11 protein-coding genes are annotated in these 16,594 nt (G+C 45.5%); 10 read left to right on the top strand and 1 reads right to left on the bottom strand.

Annotated elements, in window-relative coordinates; genetic code table 11:
* Positions 1-10: 10 nt before the first annotated feature.
* The 7 genes from NG798_RS14565 (at position 11) to NG798_RS14535 (ending at position 12,386) form a co-directional block, all read left to right on the top strand.
* On the top strand, positions 11-1,306 hold the full coding sequence (locus NG798_RS14565; protein WP_261224221.1) for a response regulator: 1,296 nt from the start codon (positions 11-13) through the stop codon (positions 1,304-1,306).
* 500 nt (positions 1,307-1,806) lie between these two features.
* Entirely contained in the window at positions 1,807-2,172 is a 366-nt protein-coding gene (locus NG798_RS14560; protein WP_261224220.1) for a response regulator transcription factor, read from the top strand.
* Positions 2,173-2,255: 83 nt separating this feature from the next.
* Positions 2,256-2,786: a chemotaxis protein CheW gene (locus NG798_RS14555; RefSeq protein WP_261224219.1), complete on the top strand. Its 531-nt coding sequence runs from the start codon at positions 2,256-2,258 to the stop codon at positions 2,784-2,786.
* 105 nt (positions 2,787-2,891) lie between these two features.
* Positions 2,892-6,101: a methyl-accepting chemotaxis protein gene (locus NG798_RS14550; RefSeq protein WP_261224217.1), complete on the top strand. Its 3,210-nt coding sequence runs from the start codon at positions 2,892-2,894 to the stop codon at positions 6,099-6,101.
* A gap of 130 nt (positions 6,102-6,231) precedes the next feature.
* Positions 6,232-11,223 (top strand): response regulator, encoded by a 4,992-nt coding sequence (locus NG798_RS14545; protein WP_261224208.1) that lies wholly within the window; start codon positions 6,232-6,234, stop codon positions 11,221-11,223.
* Positions 11,224-11,354: 131 nt separating this feature from the next.
* Entirely contained in the window at positions 11,355-11,852 is a 498-nt protein-coding gene (locus NG798_RS14540) for a DUF29 domain-containing protein (protein ID WP_261224205.1), read from the top strand.
* A gap of 33 nt (positions 11,853-11,885) precedes the next feature.
* Positions 11,886-12,386, top strand: coding sequence for a DUF29 domain-containing protein (locus NG798_RS14535; protein ID WP_261224203.1), 501 nt, complete (start codon positions 11,886-11,888; stop codon positions 12,384-12,386).
* Between the two features lie 65 nt (positions 12,387-12,451).
* Here NG798_RS14535 and NG798_RS14530 read toward each other — a convergent pair whose 3' ends face one another.
* Positions 12,452-13,318, bottom strand: coding sequence for an MBL fold metallo-hydrolase (locus NG798_RS14530; protein WP_261224201.1), 867 nt, complete (start codon positions 13,316-13,318; stop codon positions 12,452-12,454).
* Positions 13,319-13,477: 159 nt separating this feature from the next.
* Here NG798_RS14530 and NG798_RS14525 point away from each other — a divergent pair, with 159 nt between their 5' ends.
* The 3 genes from NG798_RS14525 to NG798_RS14515 all read left to right on the top strand — a co-directional run bounded on the left by NG798_RS14525 (position 13,478) and on the right by NG798_RS14515 (position 16,497).
* Positions 13,478-13,630: a hypothetical protein gene (locus NG798_RS14525; protein ID WP_261224199.1), complete on the top strand. Its 153-nt coding sequence runs from the start codon at positions 13,478-13,480 to the stop codon at positions 13,628-13,630.
* A 404-nt stretch (positions 13,631-14,034) separates the two neighbouring features.
* Complete coding sequence (locus NG798_RS14520) at positions 14,035-14,613, top strand: hypothetical protein (protein WP_261224197.1); 579 nt, start codon at positions 14,035-14,037, stop codon at positions 14,611-14,613.
* Positions 14,614-14,616: 3 nt separating this feature from the next.
* Positions 14,617-16,497 (top strand): hypothetical protein, encoded by a 1,881-nt coding sequence (locus NG798_RS14515; RefSeq protein WP_261224194.1) that lies wholly within the window; start codon positions 14,617-14,619, stop codon positions 16,495-16,497.
* Positions 16,498-16,594: the final 97 nt, after the last annotated feature.

Genomic DNA, 16,594 nt, shown 5'->3' with positions numbered 1-16,594 from the left:
TTTTAGGGGGATGCAGGGAAATCTTACTGAAATTGATATGCGTAGCATCCTGCAACTCATAGAGTTGGGGCAACGAACCGGCGAACTGTTCGTACAAGCCTACAGCCCAGCCGCCAGCACCGTCATCAAAACAAGCGACCGGCAACGCAGGAGCGACCAACAGCAACAAGAACAGTCCTGGTTTGTCTTCTTCAACAACGGCCAAATCATCTACGCCACCGCAGACAGCGACAGCAACATATCGCGCCTGCGAGACTACCTGCGCCGGTATAAAGCAGAAAGCGCCCTCAACACCCTCGACACCCCCACCACACCGGCCAATAACGCACCAGAATACGGCTACCTGTGGGCGCTGCTAGAAAACCGGATCATCACCCCCTCCCAAGGGCGGAACATCATTCACAGCATGATCAACGAAACCCTCTTTGATCTGCTCGATCTCCATAACGGCTCATTTATCTTCGAGATGGGCGCCCCCCTAGCCCCCCAACTCACCACCCTAGAGATTAGCAACTGCGTACCCAAAATCGTCCAGCGCATCCAAGAATGGAAGCAATTTCACCCCCACATCCAATCTCCTAACCAATGCCCAATCATCACTGACTTTGAAAAACTCCGCGAAAGCCTACCCGAACCCACCTTTAACACCCTCACCCGCTGGGCCGATGGTCAAACAACCATCCGAGCGCTGGCTCGTTATCTCAACCGTGACGTCCTCACCGTCGCCAGAGCCATACATCCTTATGTCCAGCAAGGACTTGTCCAGCTTACCGGCCCTTTAAATCAAAACGACCGCAACAGCCGGTGGGAACTCTTTCCTACCAACGCCACCAAAGTCCCCCGCATCGTTTGCATTGATGACGAAGTAGCCGTCCGCAAATCAGTCGAATATATTCTCAGCCAACACGGTTACGAAGCCAGCGGCATCAGTAACCCCGTCAAAGCCCTCAGCCTCGTATTTCAACTCAAACCCGACTTGATCTTATGCGACATCACCATGCCCCTACTCGATGGCTATGAAATTTGCGCCATGCTGCGCCGGTCTACCGCCTTTCGTCAAACCCCCATTTGCATGATCACAGGCAAAGACGGCTTTATTGACCGCGTAAAAGCTCGCATGGTAGGCTCCACCGACTACCTCACCAAACCCTTTGGCGAAAGCGAACTGCTCATGCTCGTCGAAAAATACGCCGGGCCCGGAGATCCCACCCAACCCCGACCAGAAAAATTACTAGAAGACGCCCTTGAAGCCGAACTTGACCTAGACATTTCTGGCCCCCTACCACCGGCCTCCCCCTTCAATTGACTTCAACACCATGCCAAACCCACCAAAATACCACAACAGGTGAGAACTCAGGTTAGGGGCGCTCTTAAAGTTATAGTGGTAATTAGCAAAGGCTATCTATCTAAAAATTGCCTACACACCCTCAAAAAAACCAAACCATAAAAATAACCAAACTATAAAAACCCACCCCTACCGGCCCATAAGCCCCTTGCTTAAGCAAAACACAAAGCAATTATTGAGCATTGTGGCTTTGCGCTCCTCAAAACAAAGAGTAGCGCCGGCCATCTTACCCAAAAGATGAGCAAATATAATATTATAGTATCTATTTCCTCTAAAAACCTCCCAAACAGCCATAACATAGCTGTTGTGAGCAAAATAACATTTGCTCTGGTGTACTTGTCAAAAACACCCCCGAAAAAAAGCCTTAAAAAAAAGGCTATAACAGCAACAGATAGCGCCAGCAAACGCTAGAAGACCGTTAATAGTTAATATATTTGATCCAGCTTGTCAGGTAAGAATCTATGAGTACAGTTCTAGTTGTGGAAGACAGCGTAACGCAACGGGAGATGATCTCAAACCTCCTCAAAGGCAGCGGATTAACCGTTTCCGTAGCGTCGGATGGCGTAGAAGCCCTAGAGCGAATCCAAGATAACTGTCCAGATTTAGTAGTATTGGATATTGTCATGCCCCGCATGAACGGTTATGAAGTATGCCGCCGGCTCAAAGCAGATCCCAAAACCCAAAACGTACCAGTGGTGATGTGTTCATCCAAAGGAGAAGAATTTGACCGCTACTGGGGAATGAAACAAGGAGCCGATGCCTATATAGCAAAACCCTTTCAGCCCACAGAATTAGTTGGCACAGTCAAACAACTATTGCGAGGCTAAAACAACAGCCAACAAACTCGCGCCAAAAAAACCCACACAGCCAACCATACAAGCCCAAGGAAACATCGGAGGCCAAATAAACAATGGTGGGAACCCCAGACTTTTTAACAGGCATTGGGCCAGACTCAGCAGCAGAATTTCAAGAACTAGAAAGCCCAGAAGGTGATTTACACCTGCGATTTTTTGTTCAGTCCGGCAACGAATTTGCCTTACAAGCCAAAGGGATACGAGAAGTCATCTCGCCATCCCCCGACCGCATCACCCCAATCCCCAACGTATCCTCCTTACTTTTGGGAACACTAAACGTGCGAGGAAGAGTAATTTGGGTAGCCGATCTCGGACAATTTTTAGGAGATACCACCCCTTTAAACACAGATCGGCCTGAACTACCAGTCATTGCAGTAGAAGACCAAGACACTATACTGGGGTTAGCTGTTGATCGCATCGTAGGGATGGATTGGCTAGACACCGCACAACTCATAAGGAGAACCAACGCCCCAGACAGTATGGAACCCTTTCTAGACGGTCAGTGGGTATTGAGTGGCGAAAGCGAACGAGTTTTGCGGTTACTAGATCAAGTCAAAATTTTGCGTTCAGCTCGCTGGGCGACATAAAAAAATAAAATTTTGAGAATATAAAGATTAAAGATTTTATATTCACATTCAAATTTAAAATCCAAGAACGAAAAAGATACAAGCGCGGGGGCAGGGGGAGGTTGCATGGCACCAACAACAGACTACTCACAGGAATACGAAAAGGCCCAAGCGGCCTATACAGACGGAAATTACGAAGAAGCAGCAGTCATTTTGGATCGCTTAGTCCAAGAGCAGCCAGAAGACTACAGCGTTAGGCTACTGCGTGGCAACATCTACTGCTATGTTTTTAACCAATACGAACAAGCCAGAGAAGAATACGAAGCCGTCCTGCACCTAACATCAGAACCAGACTATACAGACCTAGCTAACCAAGGACTAGCCCACACAAATCAATTTCTCGAAAACAGCCAAGAAGTCAACTTTGATGAAATGGCCTTTTTTGAAGAGCCAAATGCCTACAACGAAAGCTCAGAAATAGACAACATACCAGCACTAGATGCCTTTGAGCAAAATTCTCAAACAAACAACACCCTCAACACCGAAGCCCTAGACGAACTGGGAGATTTTGATCTTAGCGAATTAGAAGGCAACAGTTTTGATTTGGTGGGTTCAGAAGAATTAGAAAGCGGAGAATATGGCAATCCCTTTTTAAATGAAAGCGAATCTGAATACAGCACAGATCATAACTTGATCTCAGACAACAACAGCAACCAAGACATTCAAGACCCCTTTGCCCTTCATGGCAACGAAATCGCTGACTATCAAGAAAGTGATCTCTTTAACTATCAAGAAAACCATTTTGGAAATCAAGACAGCAACGATGAAGACGGGTTTCTAGGAACAGACCTCCCAGACTTTTTAAGCCTAGAAGAAATGCCTTCGTTGGAAGAAATAGACAGCAGAGAAGACTTTGCACCGCCCGTAGCAACAAGCGACCAAAAGGTTGGCTACGGCAACACAACCAAACCGAACCCAGAAGCCACATTAAACAACGGCAATAACATCTTTATCGCTCCCGAAGAAAACGATCTCAACGGCTATAACCAAGACAACTACTTTGGAAACGGTAGTTTTGATGGAGGAGAAGCCTTTGATGACCTAGACGACGCCTTTGGGGAACTAGAATGGCCAGAAAGCGCAAACAATAACGAAGCCCTAGAAAGCGCGTGGCAAAAAGCCACAGAAAGCAACACAGACTTTTCTGATCCTTTTGCCGGCGAAATCGATTCAACCGACTCAACAACAGCCTCCTTATTGCAAGAACAAGCCAGTCACCAAGAGCAAGGCAAGCGGTTTCCAACAAAAAACGCCGCCTTTTCAGAAGACGCCACCTTGTTGATGGGAGCAGAAAAACTGCAAGCAGCCGGCGTAGACTACTTTGCCGAAACCAACTCAGACTTGCACAGCCATAACGGAGAAAACGGAAGCAGCAACGACTACCGCGCCTTGGGAGCCACCTACACGCCAACGCAGAAAAACAACGGCTATAACGGCCACCGGCAGCGCCATGAGTTCGATGCGTTCGATAGCGGAGACTACGAAGAAGATCCCTTCAGCGAAGCCTCCCTAGGCAGCGAATTTATAACAACTCCCAACAACCAGAAAGGAGCCAGCCCAGACAGCTTTGAATACCTAGATGAATTTGAAGATTTCGACGACTACGGTGGAATAATCCCTGACTTTGACTTATCCGAAGACTCCACCGGCGCTACCAGTCCCTCTCCTGCCGGTTTCAACTTTAGCGGCAAAAGCCTACCCACACCCCGGCCAAGCAAAAACTCAGGCTTTAACAGCGACCTCACCGACGGCTCATTGATCCGAGACGACGAAATCTTCAGCATTGCCGGCACAAGCGAGCCGGTTCCCACCTTCGCCCAACCTGATCAATCAATAGAGCCAACCGTCACCCACGAACAAGGGTGGTTAGCATTCTTTGAAAACGCACCCCTGCCCACAAAACAACTGTGGACAGCCCTCACCGGCGCCGCCGTCACCATGATCGCCACCGCCGCAGTGAGTTACACCTCCGCCATGATCTACCCCATACCGCAGTTAAAAAATGCCGCCATGTCCCTAGCGGCTGGGGTCGCCTCTGGGCTAACAACACTAGGCATCGGACAACTAACTTCGCGGCAGATCAAACGTTCAACCGACGACCTCCAATCGCAATTTGAAGCCGTCTCCCAAGGCAACCTGGGGGCTCGTGCTACCGTACTGTCGGAAGATGAATTTGGAGCATTGGCCACGAAATTTAATTCAATGGCCCGGATCATCTTCACCACCACCAGTGAAGCTCAACGCAAAGCCGAAGAACAAGAACAAGCCAAAGAAGACCTGCAAAGACAAGTTATCCGCCTGCTAGACGACGTAGAAGGAGCAGCGCGAGGCGACCTCACCGTTCAAGCCGAAGTCACCGCCGACGTTCTCGGAGCCGTCGCCGACTCCTTTAACCTCACAATTCAAAACCTGCGAGAAATTGTTATGCAGGTGAAACTCGCCGCTCGCCAAGTGACCAAAGGCTCCGCCGATAGTGAATCTTTCGCCCGCAGTTTAGCCTCGGATGCCTTGCGCCAAGCCGAAGAACTGGCTGCAACCCTTAACTCGGTTCAGGTGATGACAGACTCGATTCAGCGTGTGGCCGACAGCGCCCGCGAAGCCGAAGAAGTCGCCCGTCTGGCCTCAGCTACCGCCATCAAAGGCGGGGAAGCGGTCGAACAAACCGTAGCAGGGATTTTAGAAATTCGAGAAAACGTAGCAGAAACAACTCGAAAAGTCAAGCGATTAGCCGAATCTTCTCAAGAAATTTCTAAAATTGTCGCCTTGATTTCTCAAATCGCCTCCCGCACCAACCTACTCGCCCTCAACGCCAGTATTGAGGCCGCCCGTGCCGGTGAGGCCGGTCGAGGCTTCGCCATTGTTGCCGACGAAGTGCGTCAGCTTGCCGACCGCTCAGCCAAATCACTTAAAGAGATCGAGCAAATCGTGATGCAGATCCAAAGTGAAACCGGCCAGGTAATGACCGCAATGGAGGAAGGCACGCAGCAAGTCTTGCACGGCACTCGATTGGCCGAACAAGCCAAACGCTCCCTCGACGAAATCATCCAAGTTGCCCAGCGGATCGACGTTTTGGTGCGTTCCATCACCGCCGATACCGTCGAACAAACCGAAACTTCCCGCGCCGTTGCCCAAGTTATGCAGGCCGTCGAACTCACAGCCCAAGAAACCTCCCAAGAAGCCCAAAGAGTCTCAGGAGCCTTGCAAAACTTGGTAGGAGTTGCCCGCGACTTGCTCACCTCCGTAGAACGTTTCCGCGTAGACACCACCGACCGCTAGTTAGACGCGGGGATGGGCAACAAAACAAACAACCCCTCCCCACGCCTCCTCAAAATCACCGCGCTGCCAAGACTTGAAAAGGCTGTGCGCCGCCCTTTTTCAAATCCACCAAAGTCGTTTACCCTGCCCTATGCTGCCGGAACAACAACAACGAATCATGGGCTACTTTATTGAGGAAGCAAAAGAACACCTCAATACCATCGAACACGGCTTACTAAATTTGCAAGCAACCATCGAAGACCCAGAAATCGTTAAAGAAGTCTTCCGCGCTGCCCACTCTGTCAAAGGCGGCGCCGCCATGCTCGGTCTGACTGCAATCAAAACCACCGCTCATCTGTTCGAGGACTGTTTTAAAATTCTTGAGGAGTGTCCTGTCGTCGTAGACCAAAAACTAGAAACCCTCTTTCTCAAAGTCTTCGACGCCATGCAAGCATTGCTCGAACAAATCCAAACAGGGGCTGGAGAAACGCCGGAAGTCACGGCACCGCTGATGGCAAACGTTGAGCCAACTATCGCCGAAATTACCCACCACCTCAAAAGCCTTGTCAGCACATCTGATTCTCGTCTCACTTCTCCAAAATCCCCTCAAAATATCCCCACTCTCCAACCCTCCGCCGCCAGCCTCAAAACCCCTACGCCATATCTCAACGAAAATCTTGAAGTTAGCGCCCTGCAACTGATTTTTCAAAGTGATGTACCCCAAGGGTTGCGGGAAATGCTGGAACTTTTCAAACAGCAACCAACCTCACAAACCCGAAAAAAACTTCAAGACATTTGCCACCGATTGATCGCAGCCGGCGAACAGTTTGAACTACAACCCTGGTGCGACCTGATCGAAGCAGCGCGACAGGCGATCAACGATCCCAAACATACCTTCTCTAGCCTCGCCCCTGTCATTATCAGAGACATCAAGCAAGCCCAAGAATTTGTTCTGGCAGGCAAAACTAACCAGATCGCCATCAGCAACAACCTCCAAATTCTCCAGCCTCCCCAAACAATAACCAACGGCTCTCACAAAAACCCAGAAAAGCCAGACTCAAAAAACCACAAATCCAAAAACACAGCCACAAGTTTTGCTATGTTACCCCAACAGCCCAACCATAACAACTCATCAGAACCAGCTACACCGGCCTCCCAAAAAGCCGGCACCTCAAAAAACCCAGCCCCCTCAACGCGCAACGCCCCAGCAGTCAACAGCGGAAAGCGTTCCCGTACAGTTGGCCCCGAAGTCGGTATGGCAGAACTCACCAGTTTAGCTGATTTATTTGAAGGCGAAGCCCCAGAGTTAGATAGCACCTGGGAAGCTGAAGAAATTATCGACTCTCCCAAGCGCCAAGAACTTTCACACTTAACTCAGTCCGCCTCCCTCGGCGCATCTTCCTCAGAGGAATTAGACTCGGATTTTGCAGACCTCCTCTTTGAGGAAGACACCGGCAACCATATTGAAGAAATCACCTCGGTTGATGAACTTAATAACTTATTTGGAGACTCCCTGCTCAACGAAGACAACTGGAACCAAACCGAAACACCTCACTCCACAACCGACAGCCCAACAACCGGCACCCGACGACGTAACCACCCCGATTTATTTTCTATGCAAGAAAGCGCGGATGACTTGGAAGCCTTGTTTGCCGGCAACGACGCAGATGAAGACTCACCAGCCCCAATAAACCCACAAAACTCCGTAATCAATCAAGATTCACAAAAAACAATGGAATGGGAAGAACTGTGGAATACCCCCGAAAGCGAAACCTCCCCCGTAAATCCGCCAACGGCTCTCAATACCGATACTTCCCTAGACTTTGAAACTCTGTTTGATCAAAAAGACAATATAACGAAACCAGAAACATCTAATTTCAATTCAACTAACACAAAAAACGCTGTTGATTCTGATAGCTCCCTAGACTTAAGTGAGCTTCTCTCTATTGGCGATTTTTCCGAGACAGCAGCTTCTTCACTTTCAGTAGACTTAGAAGAAATCAAAGCTGAATGGGGCGACCTTGAACTGGATAGCGCTTCGCTTTTTGAAGAAGAATTTGAGCCGAAAACCAATAATGATGATGACTTTGATGCCATATTTTTCCAAACGCCTCCGCAAAATTCTCCCGCCCTGGCAGATAGTTCTCTCCAGAGCCAATCAGATGATTTAGATGCTCTTTTTGCCGACCTTCCAGAATTAGAAAACAAGCACAATCAGGAAGGAGTGGAGAGGAGGGAATTAAAAGAAGAAAAAACCCCCCCTACCGACAACCTCCCAACTGCAAACTCACAAATCCCCACTTCCGACCTTAACGGTGAGGAGGATTTGTTTGCTGAGGAAACTTCTTCTTTTGATAACTCTTTTAATGAGTTGTTTGAGGAAAAAATTAGTGAGAATACGGCAGAAAATTCTCTGAGCGATGAACTTTTTGGCAGCGATGATGGGGGGGTAATAATTGATGCTGATTCTTTATTTGATGAAGAGTTAGATTTAGTATTTGAGTCGGATGCCGGCGAAGCCACTGCCAGCACTACAGATAGTCTTCAGTCAGATGATTTTGGTTCGCTTTTCTTTGTTGATACATTATTAACAGGAAATAAAACAAAGAATTCTCGGAAATTTTTAGAAGAAGTACAACCTAAAAATAATCAGGAAATTATCTTTGAGGAAGAACTGACATTTGATGAATTAATGGGGGAATTAGAACCTGCTCAGGAAACAACAGCGCCTTTATCTTCAAAAGCAGCACCGGCCCAAAAACCAACCCCAGTTATCCCAGTATCCGAACCTGTAATAGAGCCAAAATCAAAAGAAAAAAATTCCAAATCAACAGAAACTGCTTCGTTTTTATTGCTCGAAGCACTTTTAGAACAACCCTGCACAGAAGCATTTTTTGACAGCCAGAACAATGATCCGGCTACCTTATTTACGGAATTGGAAGCCCTCCTAGACCGGCCATCCATACCACCGGCAGCCCCCCAACCGACACTACCCCAAATTATTTTTCCTGCCCAAACAAACGAATCACAAGAAGCGTTTATGGAGAGCCTCTCCGACTCCGACGGAATGGAAACCGACGAATTTGCAGACCTCCACGAACTACTGCGCGGGGCCGAAAAATCCTTGCCAGGAAGCAGAATAGCTCAAAAACCTGTTACAGGTAGTGGTTCGGTGGCCGGCAAAAAGCAAAAATCTTTTGTCGAGCAAACCATGCGGGTGCCAATTAAGCAACTTGATAACCTCAGCAACTTGGTGGGGGAATTGGTTGTTAACCGCAACAGTTTAGAACAAGATCAAGAGCGTTTGCGGCAATTTTTGGATAATTTGCTGCATCAAGTTAGCCAGTTGTCAGATGTGGGTCAACGGATGCAGGATTTGTATGAGCGTTCGTTGTTGGAAATTTCCTTGCTTTCTTCAAGGCAACATTACCAAGCAATGCGAAGTGGTAAAACTAATTCTCATTCGACTGGTGCTGCTTTTGATGCTTTGGAAATGGACAGGTTTACCGGCTTCCACACCCAGTCTCAAGAAATTATTGAGTTAATTGTACGGGTGCGAGAATCAGCGGCGGATATTGAGTTTTTGGTTGATGAAACTGAGCAGGTGACAAGGCAATTGCGGCAAATTACAACTCAGTTGCAAGAAGGTTTGACTCGTTCTCGAATGGTGCCTTTTTCTTCGATTGAGAAAATTTTTCCTTTGGCGCGTGCGGTGCGTGATAAGGCGATTGAACATGAAAAACAAGCTGAGGTTCGCCTGGAAGGCCGGGACACCATGCTTGATAAGTTGATTTTGGAGCATTTGTCTGACCCGCTTAAGCATTTGATTAATAATGCTATTGCTCACGGCATTGAAACGCCTGCGGTGCGAATTGCTGCCGGTAAGCCGCCGGTGGGCCGGATTACAATTCGATCTTTCCATCAAGGCAACCAAACGGTGATTTCTTTCTCTGATGATGGGGCCGGTATTGATACGGAGAAGGTTAAACGCAAGGCCATTGAGAAAAAGTTAATTACTGCGGCTGAGGCTGCTAGTATGGGCCGGCCTGATGTATATGAGCTTCTGTATCATCCGGGCTTTAGCACAATGGAGAAGGCTAATATGACGGCGGGCCGAGGCGTTGGCATGGATGTGATTCGTAATGATTTAAGTGAGATTCGGGGGGTGATAAGTACCGATTCTAGTATTGGTAAGGGTACTACGTTTACGATTCGCTTGCCGTTGACGCTGAGTATTTCTAAGGCGCTTTGTTGTATAAGTGACCGTGCTCGCATTGCTTTCCCGATGGATGGGGTTGAGGATATGTTGGATGTGCCTCGTGATCGGGTACAAATAACAGCGGATGGGCAAATGAGTATTGCTTGGCGTGATTCGATGCTTTCGTTCCGTCATCTACGCGAGTTGCTTGGTTATAACCGGCATTTGGGCCGGGGTAATGTATATGGCACTAATGCTGAAGATGATGTGATATCGGTAGTTGTGCTACGAAGTGCGGGCAATTATTTGGCTCTGCAAGTGGATCAGGTGTTAGGTGAGCAGGAAATTGTGATTAAGCAGTTGGAAGGGCCGGTGCCTAAGCCTGTGGGGGTGGCCGGTGCGACGGTGATGGGGGATGGTCGAATTGTGGCTATTGCGGATGTTCTGGAGTTGATTGATTTGGCTGCGGGACGCATTCGCAAGGAGGCCGGTGGTAATCTCTGGGATGATTCTGCTAACTCGGTGCCGGTGGAGATTATCGAGAAGAACGAGCCAACTGTGCTGATTGTGGACGATTCTATTACGGTACGCGAGTTGTTGAGTATGACCTTCAACAAGGCGGGATATCGGGTGGAACAAGCGCGAGATGGTCAGGAGGCGTGGGAAAAATTACGCTCTGGTTTGCCTTGCGATATTGTGTTCTGCGATATCGAAATGCCGCGTATGGATGGTTTGGAGTTGTTGTCTCGGATGCAAAAAGATGCAATTCTGACGAATTTACCAATTGCTATGTTAACTTCTCGTGGTGCAGACCGGCACCGGCAAATGGCGGTGTCTTTGGGTGCTCGCGGTTATTTCACGAAGCCTTATTTGGAAGAGGCGTTGCTTGAGGCGGCGACTCGGATGCTTAAAGGTGAGGTGTTGGTGATGACTAAAGGCGAATAATCTTTGCGATTTGGCATTTATGTTATGGTGCAAAGTAACCCGGTTTCTGATTAAAGAGGCCGGGTTTTTTGTTATTAAAGCTGCGTTAAAATGGGCAGTGATAGGGTTTTTAAATAAGGGAGAAATTTTTTATGCAGATTTCAGAAAGTCATCCCCCCACAGAAAAGGCCGGTCTTTATGAGACAGATTTTTATGCGTGGACACAAGAACAAGCACAGTTACTTCGTAATCATCAATTTGATGCTATTGATTTAGAAAATTTAATTGAGGAGGTTGAATCTTTGGGAAAACAAGAACGGCGGGAACTCAGAAACCGGCTTAGTATTTTAATCGGACATTTGCTGAAATGGGAGTATCAACCAGAAAGGCGTAGCGACAGTTGGTTAGCCACCATTCGTATTCAACGGCGCGATACATTGAAGCTATTAAAAGAAAACCCCAGTTTAAAACCTTACTTAGAAGAAGCTGTGGGAGAAGCTTACGAAAATGGTAGAGATTTGGCAAAATTAGAAACAAAGTTAGCCAAAAGCACATTTCCCACAGTGTGTCTTTACAGTTTCTCAGAAATTTTAGACGAGGAGTTTTACCCCGGAGAAGCGAGTGATTTGGTTAAGGAATGGGAAGATTAAAAACAGTGAAAAACCCAAGAAAGGAAAAATTTTATGCACACTTCAGAAACCGGCCCAAAAACGTCTACTTCCGGTCTTTATGAGACTGATTTTTATGCGTGGACACAAGAACAAGCACAGTTACTTCGTAACCGTCAATTCCATGCTATTGATTTAGAAAATCTGATAGAGGAGGTTGAATCTTTGGGTAAACAAGAACGGCGGGAATTAGAAAACCGGCTTAGTATTTTAATCGGACATTTGCTGAAATGGGAGTATCAACCAGAGAGGCGTAGTCGTAGTTGGCTGAATACAATTCGAGTACAACGCTTTGATATTGGGAGATTATTAAAGCAAAATCCCAGTTTAAAACCTTACCTAGCAGAAGCAGTAGAGGAAGTTTACTTCAACAAAAGTGTAGCTTTAGCGTCTGGAGAAACTGATTTACCAAAACGCACTTTTCCCGCCGAATGTCTTTACACTCTTGCAGCAATTTTAGACGAGAAATTTTACCCAGGCGAAACGGGTGAGTGGGAGAGTGAATTAGCGGAATAGATTAATTTGAAATCTGACAATTTTCTCCAGAAACTTACTCACCCCAGCTTTAAAAGAAACATCAACTAACCGGCAAAGTTAGCAGGAATTCCCGACACTTGAAACTGATAAGTTTCGCCATGACTTAAATATTTTACTTTATTTTCAAGACCGGCTGCTTTGACTGCTGCCATAAAATCTTCGAGGGGAGATTTAAAGGCTGTGTAATCGTTGTAATGAATAGGAATTGCCGTTTGGGGGGCGATAATTTCGATGGCTTGTACGCCTTGTTTTGCGTCCATTGTTACCAAAATTCCTAAAGCTTTTGTTCCGCCTAAATGTAGCAATGCGAGGTCAATATTGGGGTAGCGTTGGGGAATTTCTTTGAGGTGTTCGTGAATGAGAGTGTCGCCGGTGATGTAGAGACGAAAAACAATTTCACCAGAAGGTAATTGAAATTCTAACATACTTCCCATCACCTGCGGTAATAAAGCACCAAGAATGCCGGGGCCATGTGTGGCTGGCATGGCAGTTATAGAAAGTTTGGCGTCGCCTTTGCTAATATTTATTGTGTCCCAAGTTTTGAGCGCTTGCGGTGAGGAAAAGCCTTTTTTTGCTAGATAAACAGCGGATTGAGGTGTGGTGATAATTGGTAATTTTTTATCGAGGTTTGCTTCAGCAACGCGATCAAAATGATCATCATGTACATGAGAAAGTAGAACAAAATCAAGGGGTGGAAGTTGTTCCATTTCTATCGCGGGGTTTGTTGTGCGAGTTGATGTAATGCCGTAACCCAAATGAATGTGATCGCCTTGGTGGAGAAAATTAGGGTCTGTTAAGATTGTAAAGCCGGCGTAACGTAAAATAACGGTTGCAGTTCCGACGAAAAAAATTGAGCCGGTTTGATAATTGGGTTTTTCTGTGCTGGGGGGTAAAATAAGTGCTGATTTCAAAGTTTTTGCTCCTGATATTTTAAGTTTATTGGTTATTTGGTAGGGAAATTTTAAGCTAAGGCGTGCAAATATGCCTCTTTCTAAAAGCGGGAAATGGGGGGATAGAGTCTGTGTCTAAAGTTAGAGAAAAAGCGGAATAAAAAAAGCCGCCGGTTAAAATTGGCATCCACACGAAAAACGCTGCCGGTTAAACGCCACCCCTATTCGCTGCCGGTTAAACGCCACCCCTATTCGCTGCCGGTTAAACGCCACCCCTATTCGCCGCCGGTTGAAACCGGCGTCTACACGAAAAAAGTCCTACGGACTAAATAATAAAGCTTTCTAACCCCGGAGGGGTTTTATTCATGTAGACGCTATTTAACCGGTGTCTAAATAATAAACTTCTAATCTTGAAGGGGTTGTATTCATGTAGATGTCGGTTTCAACGGACGACTTAGAAAATATTTTTCTCCAGAAAAAGAATATTAAAAGAGCCTATGGGCTGCTAAATATAAAGCTAAAAATGAAGATTTGTTAAAGTTTTTTTAATGCGAGAACAGCACTTTATAATAGTCTAAGTGTTGTTTGCAGAGACAATGGCAATAGGTGATGAATGGGACTAATGTTAAGCAATGTTACTCAGCCAGAGGCCGGTGGATTGTGTTATAAGTTTGCCAGAGTGATTTTTTGAAGACTCAAGCACACACAACCCCGGATTAAGGGGAAGAGAGGAACTTATGGCTAAGCTTTCCACCGAACAAATGCTTTATCTGCTTTTCGCGGTTGCTTACTCGACAGACGGGACGGTAAAAAAGGGTGATGTTAAAGGCAATTTGCCGGCAGATGTGAAGAAAAAAGCGGATCAAATTTGTGAAGATTTGTGTCAGCAAAAGTTACTAGAATCTCTGAAAGCAAGCCGGCTTGCGGTGACAGAGTTGGGGAAAAAAGCCTTAGTAGCAAATTTGCAAACCACAGATTATAAATTTGAGTCCGCGAAAGGGCCAAAAATGCTAAATGCTCTTTTGAGTTGCTTCAAATTACTGTCTCCTGAGACTGTAGTTTCCTCGGCTGCGGCTGAGGAGATGGACTTTGAGACATTTGTTGAGAAGTTTAAAAAACTTTATTTTCAACAAAGAAAAGAGCAACAGTTACGGGGTGTAGTTGCCATTGTGAAAAAACAGCTATTTCGGCAGTTTATTGAGGAAAACGCTATTTCTGAAACTCTGCTTGAAAAGTTCTTTGAAAAACTGAAATCTCAAGGTGAAATTTCAGTGGTTGCTGGAAGAGAAGATGATCTTATTAATTGGATAGAGTAGATTATGCCTGAAGATGCTGGAAAAAAAAGAATTTTACGCGACTTCCTTCACCAAGTTAGCCAAGGTAATGGGTTTATTGAAGATATATGGATTGAGCGAGAAGTTAGAAAATTTGGGACTGATGGCCAATATAACACAGCAAACAGCTTGTCTGGTTGGCCTATTTCTAATTTAACTGAACTGCTCAAGGATGATATTAAACATAATTTTGAAGAGGGCTTTTTCACGTTCAGATTTATTGCGGCTACACCCGGTAGTGGTAAAACTGCATTGCTCAATTACTTTCGAGAATTAATTAGAGTAGAACCAAAACACAGCGTTAATTCAGTCGTTGTCAATTTTTCCTTGAATGATTTATTAGCGATAGCGGGAAAGGAAAGTTTTGGCGTCAAATTATACTGTCACATTTTGGTGCAAACCTTGTGGGAATTATTGAAAAATGGTTCTCAAATTAAGCAAAACGTTAAAACAAGCTGCGAGGATTTTCTCAAAGAGATACTCAAAACTGAGCAATTTGCTCAACTTCAACAATCAACTAGCTCGGATAACAAATTTAGTGAGCTATTCACTGAATATTTACTAGGAAAACATGGTGTAAATTTTGAACAACTTTTCTTCAAATTGATTGATGGCGTTAAGCAAAAAGAGCCAGCATTTAGATTTGTTTATCTCATTGATGAGCTTGATGCCTTAAAAAGCCACGCAGAATATATGGCAGGGGCAAGAGCAATCATTAGAGCATTAATTAATCGCTCGTTTGATAAGTATCAAGGGAAAGTCCAGTTAATGATGTATGTGGTTGGTATCTCTGATGATGTAGATAAGTTTATTCAAAGCGATGCTGCTTTAGCAGCTAAAATATCTGGCTCAACAGTCATGTTAGTACCTTTCCGTAGAGAAGAGTGCGAAAAAATTAAAGAACAAATTACTAAAAGGATAAAAGATGCCTATAGTGGTTGCCAAGATTTTAAGCAAGCATGGCAAGAAATAGAAGCAATAAATGTAGAACCAGGAAAAGATTGTCATACTTTACGAGATTTTTGCCAAAAATATGGAGGTAAAGTCAAAGAAATTCACGAAAAATATTTTAATCATTTTGACAAAAACTTTAATGTATATGAGAATAAAGCACGGGATTTAGTAGAGGCAAAATGTCGAGAGAAATGGGCAACATTTTTAAAGCAAAAGCAGTATGAAGTTAAGGTATATCCTACCACAACTTCCATCACTTGTGATACACCTAACGGCCATATAACCCACGCTTTCGACTGCTATGTAGAGTTATTGCATAATGGATACGCAGTAGCTAAAGCATTTGGTGAGGCAAAAAACTATGACCTTTTGAGTAAACATTTAACTACTTTTGATGAGTGGTTAAAAGATGCTAAATTTACACCTTTTTCGGTTAATGGCAATCCTCCCGATCTGGCTTTTATAATTGCACCTTCATGTCAATCGCTTTTGCTCAAGAAATTAGAGATTAAGAACATTGAATTTATCCAAGCAGATAAACAATTAAAGCTTCTACTAGATTCGATTGATCAAATTTTGCACAAAGTTGATAACCCGGAATTGTACAAAATTGATCACCCGGAACCTCCCTTAGACGGGGAAATTGACGAAGCTGAACCAAAAAAAGCTCAGCCAATAGGAAATCAGGTACCACCAACAAAGCCGGTGAATATCAATACTGCCAGCAAAGAAGAACTGGTGCAAGCATTTAGAGGCGTAGGAATGAGGCAAAATACAATCGACCTTATCATAGAGCTTCGGCAAGATAAGCGCCACACTGATCTCCACAAACTAATAGAGGATGTTAAATCAACGGACAACGTTAAACAGAAACTTCAAACCAAGCTAGATAATGGAGAAATTTGCTTCTAAAACCCAAAAACACCGGCCTCCAATTCTGACAACTCCCACACATAAACGCCCCTGAAACGCCACCCATATTAGCCACCGGTTAAAACCGGCGTCTACA

The sequence above is a fragment of the Ancylothrix sp. D3o genome (genome assembly GCF_025370775.1).
Classification (GTDB): domain Bacteria; phylum Cyanobacteriota; class Cyanobacteriia; order Cyanobacteriales; family Oscillatoriaceae; genus Ancylothrix.
Note: the sequence above shows the minus strand (reverse complement) of the source record. Positions and strands in the feature narration are given on the sequence as shown.

Coding starts and splice junctions, on each gene's coding strand:
- NG798_RS14565 (WP_261224221.1), top strand. CDS start 11: ATGCAGGGAAATCTTACTGAAATTGATATGCGTAGCATCCTGCAACTC.
- NG798_RS14560 (WP_261224220.1), top strand. CDS start 1,807: ATGAGTACAGTTCTAGTTGTGGAAGACAGCGTAACGCAACGGGAGATG.
- NG798_RS14555 (WP_261224219.1), top strand. CDS start 2,256: ATGGTGGGAACCCCAGACTTTTTAACAGGCATTGGGCCAGACTCAGCA.
- NG798_RS14550 (WP_261224217.1), top strand. CDS start 2,892: ATGGCACCAACAACAGACTACTCACAGGAATACGAAAAGGCCCAAGCG.
- NG798_RS14545 (WP_261224208.1), top strand. CDS start 6,232: ATGCTGCCGGAACAACAACAACGAATCATGGGCTACTTTATTGAGGAA.
- NG798_RS14540 (WP_261224205.1), top strand. CDS start 11,355: ATGCAGATTTCAGAAAGTCATCCCCCCACAGAAAAGGCCGGTCTTTAT.
- NG798_RS14535 (WP_261224203.1), top strand. CDS start 11,886: ATGCACACTTCAGAAACCGGCCCAAAAACGTCTACTTCCGGTCTTTAT.
- NG798_RS14520 (WP_261224197.1), top strand. CDS start 14,035: ATGGCTAAGCTTTCCACCGAACAAATGCTTTATCTGCTTTTCGCGGTT.
- NG798_RS14515 (WP_261224194.1), top strand. CDS start 14,617: ATGCCTGAAGATGCTGGAAAAAAAAGAATTTTACGCGACTTCCTTCAC.